The organism is Bradyrhizobium sp. USDA3010 (assembly GCF_056429065.1).
On the sequence record NZ_JBWJZD010000011.1, the window covers coordinates 12,959 to 34,658 of the forward strand.

The window sequence follows — 21,700 nt, forward strand, 5'->3', positions numbered from 1 at the left end:
ATTGAGGGCCAAAAATCCCGTAAATTCCCGCGAATCGCGAACAATTTTCGCCATAAGCCTGTACGCCACGTTGAAACGATCTATATGACGGGCACAATGGTAAATCGTGGAAAAGATGTGGCCGCGGACCGCCGCGCCATGACGGCAAGAGCGGGCTCCTGATGGTGCCGCCGCAACAGACTGTGACCGCGGCCGATCAGCCCACGGCCACGACGCCAGCCGCCGAGAGGGGGACGCTGCTCGGCACTCTCGTTCATCTCTGGCCCTATATCTGGCCCGGCGATCGCGCCGATTTGAAGATGCGCGTGATCTGGTCGGTGGTGCTGCTGCTGTTCGCCAAGCTCGCGACGCTGTCGGTTCCGTTCACCTTCAAATGGGCGATCGATGCGCTGAACGGCACGGGTTCGGCGCCGGTCGCGACCTCGAACTGGATGGTCTGGCTGATCGCCTCGCCGGTGCTGATGACGATCAGCTACGGCGCGGTGCGCATCATCATGGCGGTGCTGACGCAGTGGCGCGACGGCATCTTCGCCCGCGTCGCGATGCACGCGGTGCGGCGGCTCGCCTACATCACCTTCGTGCACATGCACGAGCTGTCGCTGCGCTTCCATCTCGAGCGCAAGACCGGCGGCCTGACCCGCGTGCTGGAGCGCGGCCGCTCCGGCATCGAGACCATCGTGCGGATGGTGATCCTGCAGCTGATCCCGACCATCGTCGAGGTCGCGCTGCTGGCGGCGGTGCTGCTCTGGCAGTTCGACTGGCGCTATGTGCTCGCGGTGCTGATCACGGTCGTCGTGTTCATGTACTACACCTACATTGCGACCGAGTGGCGGATCGAGATCCGCCGCAAGATGAACGATTCCGACACCGAGGCCAACACCAAGGCGATCGACTCGCTGCTCAACTACGAGACGGTGAAGTATTTCGGCGCCGAGGAGCGCGAGGCCAGGCGCTACGACCGCTCGATGGAGCGCTACGAGCAGGCGAGCGTGAAGACCTACACCTCGCTCGCCGTGCTCAACACCGGGCAGGCGATCATCTTCACCGCGGGGCTGACCGCGACCATGCTGATGTGCGCGTTCGGCATCCGCAACGGCACCCACACCGTCGGCGATTTCGTGCTGATCAACTCGATGATGATCCAGCTGTACCAGCCGCTGAATTTCATGGGCATGGTGTATCGCGAGATCAAGCAGGCGATCATCGACATCGAGAAGATGTTCGACGTGCTGGCACGCGATCCCGAGGTGAAGGACGTGCCGGGCGCCAAGCCGCTCGTGGTGTCCACAGGCAGCGTGCGCTTCGAGGATGTCCGCTTCGCCTATGAGCCCGACCGCCAGATCCTGAAAGGCCTGAGCTTCGAGGTGCCGGCCGGCAAGACGGTCGCGATCGTCGGTCCCTCCGGCGCCGGCAAGTCGACGATCTCGCGGCTCCTGTTCCGGCTCTACGATGTCTCGAGCGGCCGCATCCTGATCGACGGCCAGGACATCAAGAATGTGACGCAGGCCTCGCTGCGGTCGGCGATCGGCATGGTGCCGCAGGACACCGTGCTGTTCAACGATACCATCCGCTACAACATCCGCTATGGCCGCTGGGATGCCGGCGACGACGAGGTCGAGGAGGCGGCGCGGCTGGCGCAGATCGACGGCTTCATCCGGATGTCGCCGCAGGGTTACGAGACGCAGGTCGGCGAGCGCGGCTTGAAGCTCTCCGGCGGCGAGAAGCAGCGCGTCGCGATTGCGCGCACCGTCTTGAAGGCGCCGCCGATCCTGGTGCTCGACGAGGCGACCTCGGCGCTCGACAGCCACACCGAGCACGAGATCCAGGGCGCGCTGGAGCGGGTCTCGCGCAACCGCACCTCGCTGGTGATCGCGCACCGGCTGTCGACCATCGTCGGCGCCGACGAGATCATCGTGCTGGACCAGGGTCGGATCGCCGAGCGCGGCACCCATGCGCGGCTTTTGGCCTCGGGCGGCCTCTACGCCAGCATGTGGAACCGGCAGCGCGAGGCCGAGGAGGCCCGCGAACGGCTCGCCCAGGTCGATGACGATGGCAGCGCGCCGAATCGCCTGCCGCCCGTAGTCACCGGTTCGTCTGATGATTCCACCCCTGACGCGGGTGAGAAACCCTTGCCGACCGCCGCGGAATAGTCGATTTAGGGCGTGATCCGGAAAAGTGCGAAGCGGTTTTCCGAAAAGATCATGCTTAAACAATGAACTAAAGCGCGATGACGCTTCGACCCCATCTCATCGCGCTTTAGGCCTCTCCCGCCAAACGGGGCGGGGAAACGCAAGCGAGCTCTGATGTCGATCGCCAATTCCATCCGCGCGCAGATCCCGCCGATCCACCCGGAGGGCTATCCGTTCATCGGTGGCTTCGCCCTGGCGAGCCTGATCCTGTTCTGGATCTGGACCCCGCTGGGCTGGATCGGGACGCTGCTCACGGTCTGGTGCGCGCTGTTCTTCCGCGATCCCGTCCGCGTGACGCCGCTGCGCGACGGCATCGTGGTGTCGCCGGCCGATGGTCGCGTCTCGATGGTGGTGCAGGCGCTGCCGCCGGCCGAGCTCGGCCTCGGCGACAAGCCGCTGCCGCGGGTCTCGGTGTTCATGAGCGTGTTCAACTGCCATGTGAACCGCAGCCCGGTGGCCGGCCGCATCGACCGCATCGCCTACCGGCCCGGCGCCTTCATCAATGCCGAGCTCGACAAGGCGAGCGAGGACAATGAGCGCAACTCGCTGGTCATCTCGGGCGCCAACGGACGCATCGGCGTGGTTCAGATCGCCGGCCTCGTGGCGCGCCGCATTGTCTGCTTCGTCAAGGAAGGCCAATCGATCGGCGCCGGCGAGCGTTTTGGCCTGATCCGCTTCGGCTCGCGGCTCGACGTCTACCTGCCCGAGGGCACCAAGGCGCTGGTCTCCGAGGGGCAGACCGCGGTGGCCGGCGAGACGATTCTGGCGGATTTCCGCAACGCTGACCCGGGCCGCACCTACCGCGCCGATTAACTCTGTTTCGGCAGGCCGATCAGGTGGTTCCGGCGCCAATGGCGGAGCCGGGCCTTGCTTGCTATATTGCAAGACCATGATGCCCTTTGATCCCAACTCCACCGAGTCTCGCCGCCGCCGGTTCCGCCCGATCCCGGTGCGGATGCTCGTGCCCAACATGATCACGCTGCTGGCAATCTGCGCCGGCCTGACTGCGATCCGGCTGTCGACGGAAGGGCGGATGGAGCTGGCGGTTGCCGCCATCGTGTTCGCCGCGATCCTCGACGGCATCGACGGCCGCGTCGCCCGCATGATCAAGGGCCAGTCGAAATTCGGCGCCGAGCTCGACAGCCTCGCCGACTTCGTCAATTTCGGCGTCGCGCCAGGTTTGATCCTGTATTTCTGGCAGCTGCATGAATTGAACAATGGCGGCTGGATCGCCGCGATGGTGTTCGCGATCTCCGGCGGCCTGCGCCTGGCGCGCTTCAACGCCTCGATTGACGACCCGAACAAGCCGGCCTTCGCCGCCAATTACTTCACGGGTGTGCCGGCGCCGGCCGGTGCGATCACGGTGCTGCTGCCGATCTATCTCGCCTTCCTCGGCGTGCCGATGCCGCCGGCGACGTTGACGGCGTTCTACACGCTCTTGATCGCCTTCCTGATGGTGTCGCGGCTGCCGGTGTTCTCCGGCAAGACCGTGAAGATGCGCGTGCCGCCGGAGATGGTGCTGCCGGTGTTCGTGTCGGTGGTGTTCTTCGTCGCGCTGCTGATCGGCTATCCCTGGCACATCCTGTCGGCGGGTTCGGTGGCCTATTTGATCAGCCTGCCCTGGGGCTGGAAATCGTATCGCGACCAGGAGCGCCAGCTTGCGGCGCAGACGCAAGGCGCAAGCGCGCCGGTGCCGGCGTCACCTGCGGCTCCTTATGCGGCACCGGTCGCGGATGCTGACAACGACGATCGTCCGACGCATCTGCATTGAGGCCTGCGTAATCCGTCATCCTGAGGAGCGCGCAGCGCGTCTCGAAGGATGCACGGCCACCCGCCGGGCCGTCGACCCTTCGAGACGCGCGTTCCGCGCTCCTCCAGCGACAACGGCTTCGCCGTTGCGCGGGGGTGACGGTGATGGAATGTGACTGCGTCCTCTTCTCCCAAATATCAGCCATGAGCGTGCCTCGGTTGGGTTCGCCTGCGATCTCGGCTATAGGCTGAGGCGGCCCAGCGAACGCCAAAAATCAGGAGAGAAACGCCGTGACGACATCCGCTTCCGCCCCGCTGCCCGCGTCCGTCCTCGAGGCGTTGGCGCGCTACGACACGCCGACGATCTGCAATGCGATGGAGATCGTCGCGCCGGAGCGCCGTCTGATCGGCTACACCGTGAAGCCGCTGGTCTGCCCGTTCCCGACGTTGCCGCCGATCGTCGGTTACGCGCGCACGGTCGCGATCCGCTCGGTGCTGAAGTCCGGCCTCTCGGCCGAGGAGCAGTCGAAGCGCCGCATCGAATATTACGAATATGTCGGCACCGGCTTTGGTCCGCGCATCTCCGTGATCCAGGACATCGATGGTCCCGACGTCGGCTACGGCGCGTTCTGGGGCGAGGTGCAGAGCGCCGTGCACAAGGCGCTCGGCTGCCTCGGCGTCATCACCGACGGCTCGATCCGCGACATCCCGCAATGGGCGCCGGGCTTCCAGGCGCTGGCCGGCTCGATCGGTCCGTCGCACGCCTGGGTGCATGCCGAAAGTTTTGGCGGCGAGGTCCGTGTCGCCGGCATGACGGTCCGCTCCGACGATCTGATCCACGCCGATAGCCACGGCGCGATCGTGATCCCCTATGAGATCGCGGCAAACCTGCCCGAGGCCGCTGAACTCTGCGGCCGCCGCGAGACCCCGATCCTGGACATCGCGCGCAGCAAGGACTTCACGCTCGAGAAGCTGAAGGATGCACTGAAGCGCTCGGCGGAAATCCACTAAGCGTTCTTGAGTTTAAACCCGTCCGACGAACTCTCGGTTCACCTCTCCCCGATGGGGAGAGGTCGATTTGCGCAGCAAATCGGGTGAGGGGCGGTGGCGCTCATGAGAGACCGTAACCCCTCACCCGGCGCTGCGCGCCGACCTCTCCCAAGGGAGAGGTGAAGATCCGCCGACATTCATAGCGATCAGGCCGGCGCGACCTTCGCGATCTCGGATGCGCCGCGAATGGTCATGTCGACGGCGACATAGAGGATCACGGCGAGGCCGACATAGGCGATCCAGCGGTGGTTCTGCAGCAGTTTTGCAATGAAGGTCGCGGCCGCGCCCATCATCGCGATCGAGAGCGCAAGGCCGAACACCAGCACGATCGGCTGCTCGCGCGCCGCGCCCGCAACCGCCAGCACGTTGTCGAGCGACATCGAGACGTCGGCAACGATGATCTGGGTCGTGGCCTGCCACAGCGTCTTGCGTTGTCCCTCCGCGCCATCGGCGGCATGCTCGGCCGTCGTCTCATGCGCGGTGGCGCGTAGCTCGCGCCACATCTTCCAGCACACCCATAGCAGCAGGATGCCGCCGGCCAGCAGCAGGCCGACGATCTGCATCAATTGCGTGGTGAGCAGGGCGAACAGGATGCGCAGCAGCGTCGCAGCAGCGATGCCGATCAGGATCGCCTTGCCGCGTTGCTTCGCCGGCAGACCGGCCGCGGCGAGGCCGATCACGACGGCGTTGTCGCCGGCCAGCACGAGGTCGATGACGACGACTTGCAGCAACGCGCTGAGGGCGTCGAGTGAAAACAGTTCGGACATGAGCAATGCTCCCCTTGAGGTCGGGGAGTGGACCGTTTCGACGAAACCGGATGTTGCCGTCCTGCGGACAGCAAACCCACCACGGCGCGTGTCCGCGTCGCGGGCCGAAGCAGGGCCACTCCAACTGAGTTCCAGTCCGACATCGCAGCTTGTGGCTGCCAGAGGGGCCCGGCCTGGGATTTACGGTCAAAGCGCGATGAAATCAGATTGGATTCATCGTGCTTTGTTCTTATTTGAGCGTGATCTTTTCGGAAAACCGCTTCGCACTTTTCCGGATCATGCTCTACACCGGACGCAGCGCGGCCTGTTCCTCGAAGAACAGCGCCGCCTGATCCGGCTCGCCGAGGATCGCCGCCGCACACCCCATGAAGGTGAATGCGCCGGCAAAATCCCACAGCGTGAGGTTCGCCACGCTCGCACGCATGTGGATCACGCGCGCCGCAAGCGCGGCAATGGCTGCCTCCGCGAACAACACCAGGCTGAGCGCGGGCAGCACGAGTGCAAGCTCAACCAGACGAACGGTCAGGATGATCGGCAGCGCGGTCAGCACCGCGAATAGCAGGAGCATGCCGAACGGCTCCAGCGAGGGAGCCTTCCGCGAGAACCCGTCTGGAATGGTCGAGGACATTCCGATTCTTGCCGACTCTTGCCAACCCTTGCCGATCCTTGCCGATCCTGGCCTTGTCGTTCATCCCGACGATATCAGAACGTGTTCACGTTGAGGCGCGGCGCGGCGCCGCGCGACCGCAGGCCGCGCGACAGACTGTACACTTGCGGCCACGGACGAGGGCCGTGGGCGGCCATTTCGGCGCCGTTTTGGGGTTGATCGCGCTGCGGCATGCCATGGCAAAGTCCAGGCTGTGCATTTATCTTTAGTCGCAGCGCTGGGCGAAAGAGCGAAGGGCGATGTCCATGAATATGGCAGGCAAGACCGTGCTGATCACCGGTTCCACCGATGGCGTCGGCCGCTACGTGGCGATGAAGCTGGCCGCCGCTGGCGCCCGGGTCCTGATCCATGGCCGCGATACCAAGCGGGCGCAGACCCTCGCCGACGAGATCAAGCGGGTCTCCGGCCGCGAGCCGATGTTCTATCAGGCTGATCTGTCCTCGCTTGCCGAGGTCCGCGAGTTCGCCCAGCTGGTGCTCGACGACCAGGAGCGCCTCGATGTTCTGGTCAGCAATGCCGGCATCGGCTCGCAGAACGACGGGCCGGCGCGGCAGACCAGCAAGGACGGCCATGAGCTGCGCTTTGCGGTGAACTATCTCGCCGGCTTCCTGCTCGTGCATCTCTTGCTGCCGCGGCTCAAGGCCAGCACGCCGGCGCGCATCGTCAATGTCGCCTCGCTCGGCCAGCACCCGATCGATTTCGGCGACGTGATGATCACGAAGAATTATAGCGGCGCCCGCGCCTATGCGCAGAGCAAGCTGTCGCAGATCATGTTCACCATCGACCTCGCCGCGGAGCTCGAAGGGAGCGGCGTGACCGTCAATTCGCTGCACCCGGCGACCTACATGAACACCACGATGGTGCGCGCCAGCGGCGCGACGCCGATCTCGACCGTCGAGCAGGGCGGCGACGCCATCCTGCGGCTGGTCCAGGATGACGACGTCGCCGGCAGGAGCGGGCTGTTCTTCGACGGCAAGCGCGAGGCGCGTGCCCATGCGCAAGCCTATGACGCCGAGGCGCGCAAGCGGCTCAAGGCGTTGAGCCTTGCGCTCACCGGGCTGCGGATTTCCTGACGCGGCGCGCGGCCGGCGCCCACTGGGCGAAGGCCGTCGGCGGGTCCGGAAACCGTCTAGACTAGCTCTGGCGTTGCGCGAGGTAGAACCCGGCCAATACCGTAACCAATCCGGCCGCCTGCAGCGTGGTCGGCGGCTCGCCAATCAGCAGCCATCCCAGCAGCAAGGTGAGCACCGGCACGGTCGCAGGAAATACGGCGGCGCGGGCTACGCCGAGCCGCTGGATCGACAGCGCGAACAAATACATGGCTGCGGGCCCGGCCAGGATGCCCTGGGCGACGGCTTGCAGCGCATTCTCGTCCAGGCCGATGGCCGCATCGCGCGCGAGCCCGCCTGAGGCGGCATACAGTGGAAACAGCGAGAGCGATAGCACGCTGATGACGGTCGCCACCGAGAACGCGGACACGCGCCAATAGCGTACCAGCGTGGCGAAGCCTGCAAACATCAATCCGGTCGTGACAAAGATCAGATCGCCCATCACTGCGCTCAATCCCATATGGCCGATCGACTCGCTCCCGATCACCGCAAGCCCGATCACGATGACGACGGCGCCGGCGACCCGGGAGGACGAGATCTGTTCCTTCAGCAGGACGACCGCCAGAAACAGTCCGCCCAGCGTCGCGCAGGAAGGCTGGATCACGCTGCCATGGCCGAGGGGCACGAACACGAAGCCGGCATAGCTGATGAGCGACATCACCGGCCCGCCCAGCATCATCAGCGCCATGCCGCGGCCCCATCCGATGCCGCAGAGGTCTTTCAGGCCGGCGCGCACAACGAGCGGGATGAACACGATGCCCGACCACAGGAAGCGATGCATCAAGAGGTCCACAGGCGTGAACCCGACCTTGAGGCCGTGCCGGGTCGCCACGAAGCCGAGAGCCCAGCAAAGCGCCGCGCCGAGACCGCATGCGACCCCGAGCAGAATGGCTTTCTTGTCAGGAAGGGCCGCCATCTTGGGGCGGGCCGCATGTTTGTTCATGCCGGACGACTACGTTAGCGCGCAGGACGGATCAACCCATCGCGATGCAGGGCTGCTTGGCGCAGCGGCCGATTGCGAAGTTCTTCTTTAGCGACGAACGTGCAGGCTTGCCGCGGTCCGCTTGTGCTATTGGTCTCGTGCCGCGGCGCGCCATGCACGTGCCTTGGCCATGTTCTCCTGGACGAATGCATCCTTGCCGGTTCGATAGGCTTCGATGTCGTCTTTTGAGGAGGCGGCGAGGGCCCGCTTGATGTCAGCGTAGGCGCGGGCCGCCTCGCGGTGCGCGCGCAGATAATCGCGAAACACCAGGCGTGCTTCCCAACGCGGATGGGACGGCTCCATCATATGCAGATGGTGGGTCCACGGACCCGGAGGTCCCTTGCGGAAGAACAGCTCGCCGGGGATCCACGACGCGTAGTCCGGCATGTAGATGTAGCCGAGCGCCTCGAGCGGCTTGATGCAACGTTGCCCGGCCTCATCGAGGCTGCGGACGCCGACCAGCAGGTCGATGATGGGCTTCGACGGGAGACCTTTAACGGCCGTGCTGCCGACATGCTCGATGGCCGATGCGAACGCGCCGAGAGCCTGCGCGATCCGCGTGCGCTCCTGCGCGAACAAGGCGGGCCAGTTGGGGTCATAGTCGGAGACGACGATCGGCCCGGCGCCGTATTTCTCCACGCTCACCTCCTGATTGCCCTTCGCAGAGTATCACGCGGGCTGCGGCCGAGGCGTCACGACCGGGTTATCGTGCCGGGCATCTGGATCAGGAGGCGACATCCACGCGTCGCTGGGAATGTCAGCTTAGGCGGGGTCTTGATCCAGGTGGCTCGAGAGAGCTCAGCTTTGCCAGGGAGTGTTGCGGATGCGAACACATGCATTCGGTTTCCGGAATGTCGGATCGCGATCTTCGATGTAATCGAAATTGACGGTTCCGAACGTGGTCTGGGGCTTCTTCAAGGCCGAGCAAGTCTGTATCTCAAGAAACTCGTTCTTGAAATCACCGCGCGGAAATGCGGCGATCACCTGCTGGCGTTGCTCTGGCGTGTAGTCGTCATATCCAACGCCCACCACATCGACCAAAACGCCTGCGTTCGTGAGCGCGATTTCCGGTCGCATGTATTGTGGAATGCCGGGGGTGGTGTGGAGCGCAATCGCTTCCCACACCAGATCGGCCTCTGGTTCCGCGATGCCGCGCACGCGGAGAAATTCGCGCGCAGCGTCGGCACCGTCGACCTCAAACCGTTTCGTCTCGGTGTGATAGTGATCGACCAGGCCGAGATCGTGGAACAGTGCCGCAACATAGAGCAGTTCGGAATCGAATTTCAGCTTCTGGCGGATTCCCTTCATGGCGCCGAACACATAGACGCGAACCGAATGGTTGAACAACATCTCGTTCTCGTACTGACGCACCAGCTCGGCTGCTTCCCGCGCCAGCTTGCTATCGGGAATCTTGACGCCGGAAATATCGGTCATTTGCAGGGCTCCTCTCTGCATATCTTCGATCATGATCAAGCCGGCATTCGCATCGCAGCTTGCGGGGTGTTCCGGAAGCTGATCGCCATGCGATTGTACGCATTCATCAGGCTGATCGCGATGGTCAGGTCGACGAGCTCGCGTTCATCGAAGACCGCGCGGGCAGCCTCGTAAGCCTGATCCGGCACGCCGGTATCGGCGACGCGGGTCACCGTTTCGGCCCAGGCGAGGGCAGCGCGTTCGCGTTCGTCGAAGAGATCGCCCGCTTCCGCCCATGCCTGCAGCAGTGCCAGTTTTTCGGTCTTCACCCCGCTCTTGAGCAGGTCGCGCGTGTGCATGTCGAGGCAATAGGCGCAGTTGTTGATCTGGGATACGCGCAGATAGACGAGAGTGATCAGCGTGGCGGGCAGGTTGCTCTGCAAGACATAGCCGTAGACTCCGCCCAGGGCTTTGACGCCGGCCGGTGCAATGCGGTTGTAATCGAGACGCATGCTCATGATGGGCTCCTTAACGATCGTTCTTATTGACGGGAGTGGTCAGTTGCTTGTCGTCGGTGTCGACGACGAACACGGCAAGCAGCTTTGCGGGCGTGGTCTTGCTGGCATTGCGGCTGACGGGATGGCGGGAACCCGGCGTCTCGTAGAAGCTTTCGCCGGTGCGATAGACTCGCGTCGGTCCGTCATTGACCTGCGATTCAATTTCGCCAGACAACACGTAGCCGAAGATGAAAGCCGACTTGGCGTGGACATGCGGAGGCGACGCTGCGCCCGGCGCATAGTCGACGACGACAGCGATCAGCGACTTGCCCGGAATGTTGGTGATCGGCTGCTGGAAGGTCGGCGTGACCGTCTGGCCCGTTTCATCGGCGAAGGCAGGCGTTGCCGCGGCGATGGCGAGGGCGGCACAGGCGGCGAGGATGGAGGGTATTTGCATGGTCGGTGCTCTCCTTTCCGCCCATAGGTGCCTCCGCTCTAGTCCATAAAAAAGTACCAAGAACCGGCAAAAATCGTGTACCAGGGGCTATGGCCGGGCCCTTGCGACTGGAACTGGATCGATCCGCGAAGACACCACTGGCGGAGCAGATACGCAGAGGAATCGGCGCCGCTATCGAGAGCGGCGTGCTCGCCCCCGGCGCGCGTCTGCCTTCCTGGCAGGACCTCGCGGCTCAGCTTGGCGTTGCGCGAGGCACCGTGCGCGCTGCCTACGAGAGGCTTTCCTCTGCGCAGCTGATCGTCGCGTCACGCGCGACCGGAACGCATGTCGCGGATCGGCCTTCTTCCCGCACAATTGTACAGGAAGAGGCGCCCGACCACGGCTCGTTCATGGAGATGTACCAGGAGCTCACTGCGGGGCCTGCCATTTTCCAGATGGGCGTACCGGCGCAGGCGACATTTCCGGCCAAATTATTCTCGAGGATCCACACGCAGGCGGTTCGCGCAGGAATGAGCGCGCCGGCCCTATACCCGGATCCGCGTGGCGAATTGGAATTGCGGCGCGAGATCGCGGCGTACCTTGCGTTGGCGCGCGGGATCGCGTGCACGGCCTCCCAGGTCTTCATCACAGGAGGTTTCAGCAGCGGCCTTGGGCTGACACTCCGTGTTCTCGGCCTCGAACAGAAGAAAGTCTGGATGGAGGATCCGGGCTTTCCCTTTACCCGGCACGGCCTCGAGGTTGCACGGTTGTCGATTGCACCGATCCCGATTGATGCTGACGGCATCGACGTCAGTTACGGCCTGGAACACGCCCCTGGCGCCGCACTGGTGGTCGTAACTCCCGGACAACAGGCACCGCTCGGCTTCACGCTCTCGCTTGCCAGACGCTCGCGCCTGCTCGACTGGGCCGCGCAGGAGCGGGTGTGGGTGATCGAGGATGACTATCTGAGCGAGCTTCAGTTGAAGGGCAGGGCCACGGCGGCGCTCGCTTCGCTCGATCGCGCCGGGCGTGTCATTCACATCGGATCGTTCAGCAAGACCTTGACCCCGGCCTTGCGGTTGGGCTTCGTCGTTGCGCCGCCATCTCTGGCGCCGCGGTTTGCCGAAGCTGCTGCGTGTCTTGCGCCGGCGCCCGGGCCCGCTGTGCAACTCGCGACCGCCGAGTTCGTGCGGGACGGTCACTATCTTCGGCACCTTCGCCGCACGAAGCGGGTCTATGCAGCGCAAGCCGACGCGTTGCTCAAATGCCTGCGAGCCCGGACCAACAACGTGACGATCGGTGGACTGGCCGCAATCCTGCGCCTGCCGGACGGGAGCTCCGACCTCTCGATCGCCAGGGCAATGGCATCGTTCGGGTTGGCGCCCACGCCTCTGTCGCTCTGGTATGCGTCCAAGCCGCCAGTGCGATCCGGTCTGCTGCTCGGCATCGCCACATCTCCGCAAAAGACAATTGAGGCTTCCTGCGACCGGCTCTTCAGCATCATCGATGGGCTCGCCCCAGCCGCGCCGGGGTAAAGCTGTGTGTCCGCTGAAGCCAAACAAATCTCATCAATCCTGCTTCACCTCGGCAGGCGTTGTTGCGAACTGCGGAAATGTCTCGGCCACGACGGGACCATCCAGCCGCCACGAATAGCAGCCGCCGACGAAGAACGGCGGTTCGGTGGCGCCCTGCTGGTGATCGAGCGCGCCGCGGCCCTGCGGGTCCTTGCCGGAGGTCGCGGTCTGGAACAGCGTCGTCACCGCCGGGCCGAGCAGCTCGGCGAGATGGGTGCAGGTCTCCAGCCTGCCGATCTTGCGGCGGACCAACTCGCGCCAGCCCTTGCCGATGCGTTCGCCGACCAGGCGCTGCAGGATGCCTTCGACGTCGAGGCAGGACGGGTAGGGCGTCGAGGCCATCGTGGTCCCGGTCTCGCGGATCGTGAAGGTGTCGTCGACCGCGAGCCGCAGCCTGATGTCGTGCACGGGATCGTCGGGCTGCTGCAGGCCGCGATGCTTGTCGTGCCGCGGATAGGGTTTGGTATCGACCAGTCGCGCCTCGACTTCCCACAGCCCGTCGTCACGGAGATAGCCGAGACATTCGACGGAGCGGCGGTGCATCAGGCGGCGAGGCTTGCCGTCGGCGTTGGTATCAGGTGTGGACATCGGAACTCGCTGGATTGAATCTCGAATTGATCCAATCGGCGGCAAGCTCCGATGTCAACGGCCGCTGTCTGCGCGGCGCCATGTATTGCGTAGGGCGGGTTAGCGAAGCGTAACCCGCCGTCTCGCACGCGGCCAGGATGGCGGGTTACGCCTTCGGCTAACCCGCCGTACGGTTCTTGCGATCAGCTGACGCGCCGCTCGCGGTTCTCCCAATACGGCTTGCGCAGCTCGCGCTTCAGGATCTTGCCGGCGCCGGAGAGCGGCAGCGGAGTTGCCGTGATGTCGACGCTGCGCGGGCATTTGTAGCCGGCGATCAGCGTCTTGCAGTGCTCCATCAGCTCTTCCGGCGTGGCGCTGGCGCCGCTCTTCATCACCACGACGGCGTGGACCTGCTCGCCCCAGCGCTCGCTCGGGATGCCGATCACGGCGCATTGCGCCACCGCCGGATGCTGGGCCAGCGCGTTCTCGACCTCGGCCGAATAGACGTTCTCGCCGCCGGAGATGATCATGTCCTTGACGCGGTCGACCACGTAGAGGAAGCCGTCCTCGTCCATGTAGCCGCCGTCGCCGGTGTGCATCCAGCCGTCGATCACGGCGCGCGCGGTCTCCTCGGGCCGCTCCCAATAGCCCATCATCACCATATCGCCGCGCACCGCGATCTCGCCGACGGTGCCCGTCGGCACGACCTTGTCCTCCGCATCGACGATCTTGACCTCGGCGCCGAGCGTGGCGCGGCCGGCGCCGCGGTGCCGTCCCTTGGCGCGGCCGTCGCCGATATGCTCCTTCCAGTGCAGCAGGGTGGCGATCGGCGACAGCTCGGTCATGCCATAGGCCTGGGTGAACTCGACATGCGGCAGCGCCTTTATGGCGCGCATCAGCACGGCGTCGCTGATGACGGAGGCGCCGTAGGCGATCCGCTTCAGGGACGACAGGTCGTAGGTGCCGAGCGTCGGGTGATCGACGAACATCTGGATCATGGTCGGCACCAGCAGCACGTCGGTGATGCGTTCCTTCTGCACGGCGCTTGCGACGCCGTCGGGCGTAAAGCCCTGGATCACGACATTGGATCCGCCGGACAGCAGCACCGAATACATCGCCGCGCCATTGGCGAGGTGGAACATCGGCGCCGCATGCAGGTAGATCGAGGTGCCCGGCCACAGGCCTTCGCCGAGCGCATTCAGCGCATTGGCCATCAGATTGCCGTGGCTCAGCATCACGCCCTTGGAGCGGCCGGTGGTGCCGCCGGTGTAGAAGATACCGGCGAGATCGTCGCGGGTGCGCATCGCGTCCGGTATAGGATCGCTGCGCGCGATCAGCGTCTCGTAATTCTCCATGCCGGCGGGCGTCTCGCCTTCGTCGGCATAGATCAACTTCAATCCGGCGATGGTCTTGGCGAGCGCTACGCCGACCGGCGCGAACGCCTTGTCGACGAACAGGATCGTTGCGCGACAGTCGCGCAGCGCATCTTCGTTCTCAATCGGAGACCAGCGGATGTTGAGCGGCACGATCACGGCGCCGGCCCAGCCGACCGCGAGGTACAGCTCGAGATAGCGGTCGGAGTTCAGCGACAGGATTGCGACGCGGTCGCCGTTGCCTGCGCCAAGCGAGCGGATCGCGGCGGCGAGGCGGGCGACGCGGGTGCCGACCTCCCGCCAGCTGCGCCGCCGCTCACCGCAGACGACCGCGAGCCCGTTTGGATTGACCTGCGGCGCCCGCCGCAGCCCGTGTGTGATGTTCACTCCCGTCCTCCCTTGATGCGTTTCCGACGTTTCCCTTGCGAGGCGGTTTGTCCGCCTTCGCTGCAGCCGGAACGGCTGCTTTGCGCGTTGTTGTCTCGCGCGTTGATGTCATTTGCGTTGTTGTTTTGGCGATGCCTTCGGTGAGGCGGATCGCGAATTCTTCGGCGACGGCGTGTCCGGTCAGCTCGCCGCCGGGCTGGAACCAGTGGCCGATCCAGTTCAGCGAACCGGCGATGGCGAACGCCGCGAGCTTCGGGTCGCAGGGTTTCACCGAACCGTCCTCTATGCCGGCAGCGATATAGTCGCGGAAGGCGCGGTCGATCCGCCGCTTCGCGGTCTGCACGATCTTGCGGTTATGCTCGCTGAGATCGCGGAGATCGAAGCGGACCAGGCTCTTGCCGTAGTCCGTCGTCATCAGCTCGGCGTAGCGGATGGTGAGCTTGCGCAGCTTGTCGAGGCCGCTGCCGCCGCCGGCCGAGGTCTCGGCAATGCATTCGTCGACGAGTTCATGGCCGATCGACCAGCACTCGAACAGGATCTCGTCCTTGCCGCGGAAGTAATTGTAGAGCGCGGGCTTGGTGATGTTGAGCCGCTTGGCGACGTCGTTCAGCGTGGCGCGGTGATAGCCCTGTTCGAGGAACAGCTGCACGGCGGCGCGCAGCACCGCCTCGCGCTTCTCGTCGCGGGCGCGGCGCCGGCTCTCGAACGGCAGCCAGGGCGACTCGGTGTTGGAAGGGGGGAAGCGGGCGTCCATCGCGTGGCTGTTGTCGCATTGACTCCGGAAGGGTGCCCGTATATTACCCATGGGTAATAAATAGTCCAGTGGGTAATTTCCGGGAGGACACGCGATGACGTCACGCACCTATGTTGCCGGGGTCGGCATGATCCCGTTCGTCAAGCCCGGCGCCAACGCGCCGTATCATGTGATGGGCGCCGAAGCGGCGAAGCTCGCGCTCACTGATGCCGGGCTCGATTACGGCCGTGTGCAGCAGGCCTATGTCGGCTATGTCTATGGCGACTCCACCTGCGGGCAGCGCGCGCTCTATCCGGTCGGCATGACCGGCATCCCGATCGTCAATGTCAACAACAACTGCTCGACCGGCTCGACCGCGCTGTTCCTGGCGCGGCAGGCAATCGAGTCGGGCGCGGCCGATTGCGTGATGGCGCTCGGCTTCGAGCAGATGAAGCCCGGCGCGTTGGGCGCCGTGTTCACCGACCGCCCCAGCGCGTTCGACGATTTCGATGCGGCCGCCGACAAATTGGTCGATGCGCCCGGCGTGCCGCTGGCGCTGCGCTATTTCGGCGGTGCGGGTTTGAGCCACATGAACAAGTACGGCACGCCACTGTCCGCCTTTGCAAAAGTGCGCGCCAAGGCGAGCCGTCATGCCAAGAACAATCCGCTGGCGCTGTTCCGCAAGGAAGTCACCGCCGACGACGTGATGAACGACCAGGTGATCTGGCCCGGCGTGATGACGCGGCTGATGGCATGCCCGCCGACCTGCGGCGGCGCCGCCGCGATCCTGGTCTCGGAGAAGTTCGCCGACCGGCATGGCCTCAACAAGAGCGTCCGCATCGCCGCGCAGGCAATGACGACCGATACGCCCTCGACCTTCGGTGCGTCGGACATGATGCAGGTGGTCGGCTACGACATGGCGCGTGATGCCGCGAAGAAGGTCTATGAGGCGGCCGGTATCGGACCTGATGATCTCGACGTCGTCGAGCTGCACGATTGCTTCGCCCATAATGAGCTGATCACCTATGAAGGGCTCGGCCTGTGCGGCGAGGGCGAGGCCGCGAAATTCATCGACGACGGCGACAACACCTACGGCGGCAGGATCGTCACCAATCCGTCCGGCGGGCTGTTGTCGAAGGGCCATCCGCTCGGCGCCACCGGGCTTGCGCAGTGCTACGAGCTGACGCGGCAGCTGCGCGGCACCGCCGCTGCGACGCAAGTGGAGGGTGCGCGGCTCGGGCTGCAGCACAATCTCGGCCTCGGCGGCGCCTGCGTCGTGACGCTCTACGAACGCGCCTGAGGCCGCCATGGTCGATCAATCCGCCGTCGGGCGTACGTTTACGCCCGTGACTGCGCGCGTCGAGCCGGGGCGCCTGCGCTTCTTCCTCGACACGCTGGGCGAGACCAATCCGGTCTATCGCAACGGGACGGCGGCGCCGGTGCCGCCGACCTATTTGTTTTGCCTGGAGATGATGGATGCGCCTGATGCGTTCGAGTTCCTGACCGCGCTCGGCATCGATCTCGCCCGCGTGCTGCATGGCGAGCAGCGCTTCGACTATCACGCGCCCGTTGTCATCGGCGACACCCTGACGTTCCGGCCGCGCGTCACCAGCGTGACCGACAAGAAGGGCGGGGTGATGACGCTGATCGTGGTCGAGACCGCGGTCACCAACCAGGCCGGCGTCCATGTCGCCGATACCTCGCGCACCATCGTGGTGCGCAATGCGAGGCCGTCATGAGCAGCAGCATCCCGTCGGTCGGCGACCGCATCGTCCACAAGGAATTTCCGCCGATCACCCGGCATCGCCTCGCGCTGTATTGCGGCGCTTCCGGCGATCACAACCCGATCCATGTCGATATCGACTTCGCCAAGCAGGCCGGCTTCCCGGACGTGTTCGCGCACGGCATGCTCGTGATGGGCTATCTCGGCCAGGCGTTGACGGACGCAGTCGGCCCGTCGCGCATCCGCTCGTTCTCGACCCGCTTTGCCGCGATCACCCAACTCGGCGCCCAGCTGACCTGCGAGGGCACAGTGACGGAGCTGATCGAGCAGGGCGGCGAGAAACGGGCAAAACTCGCGCTGACGACGAAGGATCAGACCGGCGAGGTCAAGCTCGCTGGGGAAGCCGTTATCGCGCTGTAGGAGAGATCATGTCGAAACTGCAAGGCAAAGTCGCGCTGGTCTCTGGATCGGGCCGCGGCATCGGGCGCGCGATTGCGCTGAAGCTCGCGAGCGAGGGCGCGAAGGTCGTGGTCAACGACCTCGACGCCGAGCCGGGCAACGCCGTCGTCGCCGAAATCAAGGCCATGGGTGGCGAGGCGATCGCGGTCAATGGCAGCGTCGTCGACGCGGGCTTTGCCGATCGTTTCGTAGGTAGCGCGATCGAGCAGTTCGGCGGCCTCGACATCATCGTCAACAATGCAGGCTACACTTGGGACTCGACGATCCAGAAGATGTCGGACGAGCAGTTCCAGGCGATGCTCGACGTCCATCTCGTTGCCCCGTTCCGGATTCTGCGCGCAGCGTCCGAGCCGATCCGGGTGATGGCGAAGAAGGAGGCCGAGGCCGGCCGCGAGGTGTTCCGCAAGGTCGTCAACATCTCCTCGATCGCGGGCCTCTATGGCAATGCCGGGCAGGCGAGCTATTCCTCGGCAAAGGCGGCGCTGATCGGGCTGACGCGCACGATGTGCAAGGAGTGGGGGCGCTACAAGGTCAACGTCAACTGCGTGGCATTCGGCCTGATCAACACCCGCCTGACCCAGCCGATCGAGAGCCAGCAGAAGACCATCGACGTCGCCGGCCGCGACATCAAGGTCGGCGTCCAGCCGCAGATGCTGGAGGCGATGGGCCGGATGATCCCGCTCGGCCGCGGCGGCACGCCGGAAGAGGCGGCGGACGCGGTCTATCTGTTCTGCGCACCGGAATCGAACTACATCAGTGGTCAGGTGATCGTCGCCGGCGGCGGTCTCTTGATTTAGCGCGAGGGAATGATGCACTACCGATCGTCCTGGATGACCGATGAGCTGGACACCTTCCGTGACCAGTTCCGCAAATTCCTCGCCAAGGATCTGGCGCCGCATGCGGAGAAATGGCGCGAGCAGAAGCTGGTCGACCGCTCCGCCTGGCGCGCGCTCGGCGAGATGGGCGCGCTGCTGCCGAGCGTGCCGGAGGCCTATGGCGGCCTCGGGGCCAGCTTCGCCTATGACGCCGCCGTGCTCGATGACCTCGAGAGCACGGTGCCGGAACTGACCACCGGCGTTTCCGTGCACAGCGCGATCGTCGCGCACTACATCGTCAACTACGGCTCGGAGGAGCAGAAGCAGCGCTGGCTCCCGAAGATAGCGTCGGGCGAGATCGTCGGCGCCATCGCGATGACCGAGCCCGGCACCGGCTCCGACCTGCAGGCCGTCAAGACCACGGCGAAGAAGCAGGGCAATTCCTACGTCATCAACGGCCAGAAGACATTTATTACCAACGGCCAGGCCGCCGATCTCGTCATCGTGGTGGCGCGCACCGGAGCGCCGGGCGCGAAAGGCATCTCGCTGATCGTCGTTGAAACCGCCGGCGCTGAGGGCTACCGGCGCGGCCGCAACCTCGACAAGATCGGCCTGCACGCGTCCGACACCTCGGAGCTGTTCTTCGACAATGTCACGGTGCCGCCGGAAAACCTGCTCGGCAATGAGGAGGGCAACGGCTTCGTCCAGCTGATGCAGCAATTGCCGCAGGAGCGGCTGTCGCTCGCGATCGGGGCGGTCGCTTCGATGGAGCGCGCGGTCAAGATCACCGCCGAATACACCAAGGCGCGCACCGCCTTCGGCAAGCCGCTGATCGAATTCCAGAACACCGCGTTCACGCTCGCCGAGCGCAAGACCGAGGCGATGATCGCCCGCGTGTTCGTCGACTGGTGCGTCGAACGCCTGGTCGCCGGCGACCTCGACACCGTGACGGCCTCGATGGCGAAATGGTGGTGCTCGCAGAAGCAGGTCGAAACCGCCGACGAATGCCTGCAGCTGCACGGCGGCTATGGCTACATGCAGGAATACCCGATCTCGCGCATGTTCATCGATTCCCGCATCCAGAAGATCTATGGCGGCACCAACGAGATCATGAAGGTTTTGATCGCGCGCTCGCTGTAGGGCAAGCGCGCGACGTCGCCGCATTACATCGCGCGCACGTTCTTGAGGAACTTGTCGACCTGAACTTCCAGCTCGGACGCGTTGCTGGCGAGCTCTCCGGAGGCCGCCAGAACGTTCTCGGCGGCCTTGCTCGCATCGTCGATCGCCTTGGTGGTTCCGTTGATGTTGGCGGTGACCTCCTTGGTGGCCGCAGCCTGCTCCTCGACGGCGCTGGCGATCACAGTCGAGATCTCGCTGATCTGGACGATGACCTGCGAGATCGACTTCAGCGCCGTGGCGGTGTTGCCGGTCGCGGTCTGCATCTCGTTGATCTGCGCCGAGATGTCTTCCGTGGCCTTGGCGGTCTGGTTGGCCAGCGCCTTCACCTCGGATGCGACGACGGCAAATCCGCGTCCGGCCTCGCCGGCCCGCGCGGACTCGATCGTGGCGTTGAGCGCCAGCAGGTTGGTCTGGCCGGCGATCTGGCTGATCAGCGCGACGACGTCGCCGATCTTCTGCGCCATGGTCACGAGGCCCGCGACCAGTCTGTCGGACTTCTCGGCTTCCTCGACCGCCATGCGGGCGATGCGGCTCGCTTCGGACACCTGGCGGCTGATCTCGTTGACCGAGGACGACAGCTCTTCGGAGGCGGACGCCGCACTCGCCGAGCGCTGATTGACGAATTCGGCTGTTGTCGTCAGCGATCGCGCGGTACCCTGCATTTGCGTCGAGGCCGATGCCAGCATCCCGGCAAGGCCCTTCACGTCCTTCTCGAAATCGTCGGCGAGCTTCACATTGCCCGTGACAACCGACCAGCTCAGCATCGCGCCGGTATAGTTGCCGCGCTTGTCGGTCAGCCCGGAAACCCGCAGGTCGAGCGTTTCCGGGCCGAGCTTGATCTTGGCCGCGTGCGGCAGGTTCTTGGGATCGCCGACGATGCGACGCTGATGCGCCGGGTTCTTGTGGAAGATGTCGAACGAGTTGCCGAGGATCTTGTCCGGCGCTACCGGAAGCAGGTGCTTCACGGTGTCGAGCGTCTTGAGGCTGGTCTGGTTGATGTAGGTGATGTTGAAATCGGTATCGCACATCATGATGTTGATCGGCATGTTGTCGAGCATCTGCAACAGCCGCTCGGTCTGGAGTTCAAGCCGCGCCTTCTCGGTCGCGAGCTCCCAGGTCAGCATCGGTCCGCTGTAGCGGCCGCGCGAATTGGTCATCGCCGTCACGGTGAGATCGAGCGTCTCGCCGCCGATGGTGATGCGCGCCTTGTGCGGCAGGTTCTTCGGATCGGACAAGAGCCGGCGCTGATGCTGCGGGTTCTTGTGAAAGATGTCGATCGATTGTCCGATCAGCGCGTCGACTTTCACCGGCAGAACATGCTCGATCTTTTTCAGATTCTGCCGCGTCGACTCGTTGATGTAGGTGATCCTGAAATTGTCCAGCTCGCAGAGCATGACACTGATCGGCATGTCGTCGAACAGCCGGTAAGAACTGTCCGAGCCGACCACGCTTGCGACGCTCTTCATCCCCAACATGCATTGCCTCCAGCATTGATATTAATTGGTGAACTGAATGGATGCACCCTGCTCGGCAGCAGATCACTTTCCGCCGCAGGACGGCGGGCAGGTGCGATACACGATTTACAATTTGTGACTGCACGAAACCGTAGGCGATTCGAGTTCCATCAAGAAGTGCGTGCAGCGTGTCGCGCGCGATCGCGCAAAACCGAACGGGCGATGCGTGCAATGAGTGCAGCCGAAATCGACGCGCCAGACTGCGATTTTCCGCGAAATCCGCGCGATCCTGCATCGAACGGTGCGAAGCGACCGATCGCTGCACCGTAGTCTTACGGAAGCACACACGCGCGTTTCGAATGATTGTTATCGTGCATATGACGCGATCGTTCATGCAGTTTGTGCCACGCTGTTGTCGCGCGCGCCGCAACGCGCTGGCTTTCACGCGTCCCGCGCGGCAGCCGCGCGCGGTCGGTCATTGCGGTGCGTGCGGATCGTCTCTCCCGCATGCGCACTGGTGCCGCGTGATGACCACGAGGCTGCCGCATCGCCGCTGGGGTTGTTGTTGAAAGAAACA

The 21,700-nt window shown here is 64.6% G+C and carries 22 protein-coding genes; 11 read left to right on the forward strand and 11 right to left on the reverse strand.

The window, feature by feature from the left end; translation table 11 throughout:
* Positions 1–161: 161 nt before the first annotated feature.
* From AC066Y_RS18520 to AC066Y_RS18535, 4 genes are all read left to right on the forward strand, one after another.
* Positions 162–2,150 (forward strand): ABCB family ABC transporter ATP-binding protein/permease, encoded by a 1,989-nt coding sequence (locus AC066Y_RS18520; protein WP_478275138.1) that lies wholly within the window; start codon positions 162–164, stop codon positions 2,148–2,150.
* Between the two features lie 153 nt (positions 2,151–2,303).
* Positions 2,304–3,002, forward strand: coding sequence for a phosphatidylserine decarboxylase (locus tag AC066Y_RS18525; protein WP_092127222.1), 699 nt, complete (start codon positions 2,304–2,306; stop codon positions 3,000–3,002).
* Between the two features lie 79 nt (positions 3,003–3,081).
* The gene (pssA, locus tag AC066Y_RS18530) at positions 3,082–3,960 is read left to right on the forward strand and encodes a CDP-diacylglycerol--serine O-phosphatidyltransferase (RefSeq protein WP_478275139.1); all 879 of its coding nucleotides are present in this window, start codon (positions 3,082–3,084) and stop codon (positions 3,958–3,960) included.
* 269 nt (positions 3,961–4,229) lie between these two features.
* Positions 4,230–4,949, forward strand: coding sequence for an RraA family protein (locus tag AC066Y_RS18535; protein ID WP_478275140.1), 720 nt, complete (start codon positions 4,230–4,232; stop codon positions 4,947–4,949).
* Positions 4,950–5,134: 185 nt separating this feature from the next.
* Here AC066Y_RS18535 and AC066Y_RS18540 read toward each other — a convergent pair whose 3' ends face one another.
* The gene (locus AC066Y_RS18540; RefSeq protein WP_092127228.1) at positions 5,135–5,755 is read right to left on the reverse strand and encodes a TerC family protein; all 621 of its coding nucleotides are present in this window, start codon (positions 5,753–5,755) and stop codon (positions 5,135–5,137) included.
* Positions 5,756–6,038: 283 nt separating this feature from the next.
* Positions 6,039–6,323: a hypothetical protein gene (locus AC066Y_RS18545; protein WP_478275141.1), complete on the reverse strand. Its 285-nt coding sequence runs from the start codon at positions 6,321–6,323 to the stop codon at positions 6,039–6,041.
* A gap of 344 nt (positions 6,324–6,667) precedes the next feature.
* Between AC066Y_RS18545 and AC066Y_RS18550 the strand changes: the two genes are divergently transcribed.
* Complete coding sequence (locus AC066Y_RS18550; RefSeq protein WP_478275319.1) at positions 6,668–7,495, forward strand: SDR family NAD(P)-dependent oxidoreductase; 828 nt, start codon at positions 6,668–6,670, stop codon at positions 7,493–7,495.
* Between the two features lie 61 nt (positions 7,496–7,556).
* On the opposite strand, the gene AC066Y_RS18555 is transcribed toward AC066Y_RS18550, so the two are convergent.
* From AC066Y_RS18555 to AC066Y_RS18575, 5 genes are all read right to left on the reverse strand, one after another.
* A complete protein-coding gene (locus tag AC066Y_RS18555; RefSeq protein ID WP_478275142.1) occupies positions 7,557–8,474 on the reverse strand; it encodes a DMT family transporter in 918 nt (305 codons plus the stop codon).
* A gap of 126 nt (positions 8,475–8,600) precedes the next feature.
* On the reverse strand, positions 8,601–9,152 hold the full coding sequence (locus AC066Y_RS18560; RefSeq protein ID WP_478275143.1) for a GrpB family protein: 552 nt from the start codon (positions 9,150–9,152) through the stop codon (positions 8,601–8,603).
* Between the two features lie 159 nt (positions 9,153–9,311).
* Positions 9,312–9,947: an HD domain-containing protein gene (locus AC066Y_RS18565; protein WP_478275144.1), complete on the reverse strand. Its 636-nt coding sequence runs from the start codon at positions 9,945–9,947 to the stop codon at positions 9,312–9,314.
* A 35-nt stretch (positions 9,948–9,982) separates the two neighbouring features.
* Positions 9,983–10,444 carry a carboxymuconolactone decarboxylase family protein gene (locus tag AC066Y_RS18570; RefSeq protein WP_478275145.1) on the reverse strand — a complete coding sequence of 154 codons (462 nt, stop codon included), beginning with the start codon at positions 10,442–10,444 and terminating at the stop codon, positions 9,983–9,985.
* Between the two features lie 10 nt (positions 10,445–10,454).
* Positions 10,455–10,880, reverse strand: coding sequence for a cupin domain-containing protein (locus AC066Y_RS18575; protein WP_478275146.1), 426 nt, complete (start codon positions 10,878–10,880; stop codon positions 10,455–10,457).
* A gap of 89 nt (positions 10,881–10,969) precedes the next feature.
* Here AC066Y_RS18575 and pdxR point away from each other — a divergent pair, with 89 nt between their 5' ends.
* Positions 10,970–12,394 carry a MocR-like pyridoxine biosynthesis transcription factor PdxR gene (gene pdxR / locus AC066Y_RS18580; protein ID WP_478275147.1) on the forward strand — a complete coding sequence of 475 codons (1,425 nt, stop codon included), beginning with the start codon at positions 10,970–10,972 and terminating at the stop codon, positions 12,392–12,394.
* Between the two features lie 33 nt (positions 12,395–12,427).
* Here pdxR and AC066Y_RS18585 read toward each other — a convergent pair whose 3' ends face one another.
* The 3 genes from AC066Y_RS18585 to AC066Y_RS18595 form a co-directional block, all read right to left on the reverse strand.
* On the reverse strand, positions 12,428–13,021 hold the full coding sequence (locus AC066Y_RS18585) for a DUF2889 domain-containing protein (RefSeq protein ID WP_478275148.1): 594 nt from the start codon (positions 13,019–13,021) through the stop codon (positions 12,428–12,430).
* A 182-nt stretch (positions 13,022–13,203) separates the two neighbouring features.
* A complete protein-coding gene (locus AC066Y_RS18590; protein ID WP_478275149.1) occupies positions 13,204–14,760 on the reverse strand; it encodes an acyl-CoA synthetase in 1,557 nt (518 codons plus the stop codon).
* The gene (locus tag AC066Y_RS18595) at positions 14,690–15,514 is read right to left on the reverse strand and encodes a TetR/AcrR family transcriptional regulator (protein ID WP_478275150.1); all 825 of its coding nucleotides are present in this window, start codon (positions 15,512–15,514) and stop codon (positions 14,690–14,692) included. The genes AC066Y_RS18590 and AC066Y_RS18595 overlap by 71 nt, the downstream gene beginning before the upstream one ends.
* 94 nt (positions 15,515–15,608) lie before the next feature.
* Here AC066Y_RS18595 and AC066Y_RS18600 point away from each other — a divergent pair, with 94 nt between their 5' ends.
* The 5 genes from AC066Y_RS18600 to AC066Y_RS18620 are packed head-to-tail and all read left to right on the forward strand — an operon-like array spanning position 15,609 to position 19,630.
* A complete protein-coding gene (locus AC066Y_RS18600) occupies positions 15,609–16,793 on the forward strand; it encodes a lipid-transfer protein (protein ID WP_478275151.1) in 1,185 nt (394 codons plus the stop codon).
* Between the two features lie 7 nt (positions 16,794–16,800).
* Positions 16,801–17,232, forward strand: a complete 432-nt coding sequence (locus tag AC066Y_RS18605) for a MaoC family dehydratase N-terminal domain-containing protein (protein ID WP_478275152.1) — start codon at positions 16,801–16,803, stop codon at positions 17,230–17,232.
* Positions 17,229–17,636 carry a MaoC family dehydratase gene (locus AC066Y_RS18610; RefSeq protein ID WP_478275153.1) on the forward strand — a complete coding sequence of 136 codons (408 nt, stop codon included), beginning with the start codon at positions 17,229–17,231 and terminating at the stop codon, positions 17,634–17,636. Before AC066Y_RS18605 ends, AC066Y_RS18610 begins: the two co-directional genes overlap by 4 nt.
* Before the next feature lie 8 nt (positions 17,637–17,644).
* Positions 17,645–18,472, forward strand: a complete 828-nt coding sequence (locus AC066Y_RS18615) for an SDR family NAD(P)-dependent oxidoreductase (protein WP_478275154.1) — start codon at positions 17,645–17,647, stop codon at positions 18,470–18,472.
* A gap of 12 nt (positions 18,473–18,484) precedes the next feature.
* On the forward strand, positions 18,485–19,630 hold the full coding sequence (locus AC066Y_RS18620) for an acyl-CoA dehydrogenase family protein (protein WP_478275155.1): 1,146 nt from the start codon (positions 18,485–18,487) through the stop codon (positions 19,628–19,630).
* 23 nt (positions 19,631–19,653) lie between these two features.
* Here AC066Y_RS18620 and AC066Y_RS18625 read toward each other — a convergent pair whose 3' ends face one another.
* Positions 19,654–21,144, reverse strand: a complete 1,491-nt coding sequence (locus AC066Y_RS18625) for a methyl-accepting chemotaxis protein (RefSeq protein ID WP_478275156.1) — start codon at positions 21,142–21,144, stop codon at positions 19,654–19,656.
* Between the last annotated feature and the right edge of the window lie 556 nt (positions 21,145–21,700).

Bases quoted from the DNA above. Each gene is read 5' to 3' on its own strand.
- AC066Y_RS18520 (WP_478275138.1), top strand. From the start codon at position 162: ATGGTGCCGCCGCAACAGACTGTGACCGCGGCCGATCAGCCCACGGCC.
- AC066Y_RS18525 (WP_092127222.1), top strand. From the start codon at position 2,304: ATGTCGATCGCCAATTCCATCCGCGCGCAGATCCCGCCGATCCACCCG.
- pssA (WP_478275139.1), top strand. From the start codon at position 3,082: ATGCCCTTTGATCCCAACTCCACCGAGTCTCGCCGCCGCCGGTTCCGC.
- AC066Y_RS18540 (WP_092127228.1), bottom strand. From the start codon at position 5,755: ATGTCCGAACTGTTTTCACTCGACGCCCTCAGCGCGTTGCTGCAAGTC.
- AC066Y_RS18545 (WP_478275141.1), bottom strand. From the start codon at position 6,323: ATGCTCCTGCTATTCGCGGTGCTGACCGCGCTGCCGATCATCCTGACC.
- AC066Y_RS18550 (WP_478275319.1), top strand. From the start codon at position 6,668: ATGAATATGGCAGGCAAGACCGTGCTGATCACCGGTTCCACCGATGGC.
- AC066Y_RS18555 (WP_478275142.1), bottom strand. From the start codon at position 8,474: ATGAACAAACATGCGGCCCGCCCCAAGATGGCGGCCCTTCCTGACAAG.
- AC066Y_RS18565 (WP_478275144.1), bottom strand. From the start codon at position 9,947: ATGACCGATATTTCCGGCGTCAAGATTCCCGATAGCAAGCTGGCGCGG.
- AC066Y_RS18570 (WP_478275145.1), bottom strand. From the start codon at position 10,444: ATGAGCATGCGTCTCGATTACAACCGCATTGCACCGGCCGGCGTCAAA.
- AC066Y_RS18575 (WP_478275146.1), bottom strand. From the start codon at position 10,880: ATGCAAATACCCTCCATCCTCGCCGCCTGTGCCGCCCTCGCCATCGCC.
- pdxR (WP_478275147.1), top strand. From the start codon at position 10,970: ATGGCCGGGCCCTTGCGACTGGAACTGGATCGATCCGCGAAGACACCA.
- AC066Y_RS18585 (WP_478275148.1), bottom strand. From the start codon at position 13,021: ATGTCCACACCTGATACCAACGCCGACGGCAAGCCTCGCCGCCTGATG.
- AC066Y_RS18595 (WP_478275150.1), bottom strand. From the start codon at position 15,514: ATGGACGCCCGCTTCCCCCCTTCCAACACCGAGTCGCCCTGGCTGCCG.
- AC066Y_RS18600 (WP_478275151.1), top strand. From the start codon at position 15,609: ATGACGTCACGCACCTATGTTGCCGGGGTCGGCATGATCCCGTTCGTC.
- AC066Y_RS18605 (WP_478275152.1), top strand. From the start codon at position 16,801: ATGGTCGATCAATCCGCCGTCGGGCGTACGTTTACGCCCGTGACTGCG.
- AC066Y_RS18610 (WP_478275153.1), top strand. From the start codon at position 17,229: ATGAGCAGCAGCATCCCGTCGGTCGGCGACCGCATCGTCCACAAGGAA.
- AC066Y_RS18615 (WP_478275154.1), top strand. From the start codon at position 17,645: ATGTCGAAACTGCAAGGCAAAGTCGCGCTGGTCTCTGGATCGGGCCGC.
- AC066Y_RS18620 (WP_478275155.1), top strand. From the start codon at position 18,485: ATGCACTACCGATCGTCCTGGATGACCGATGAGCTGGACACCTTCCGT.
- AC066Y_RS18625 (WP_478275156.1), bottom strand. From the start codon at position 21,144: ATGTTGGGGATGAAGAGCGTCGCAAGCGTGGTCGGCTCGGACAGTTCT.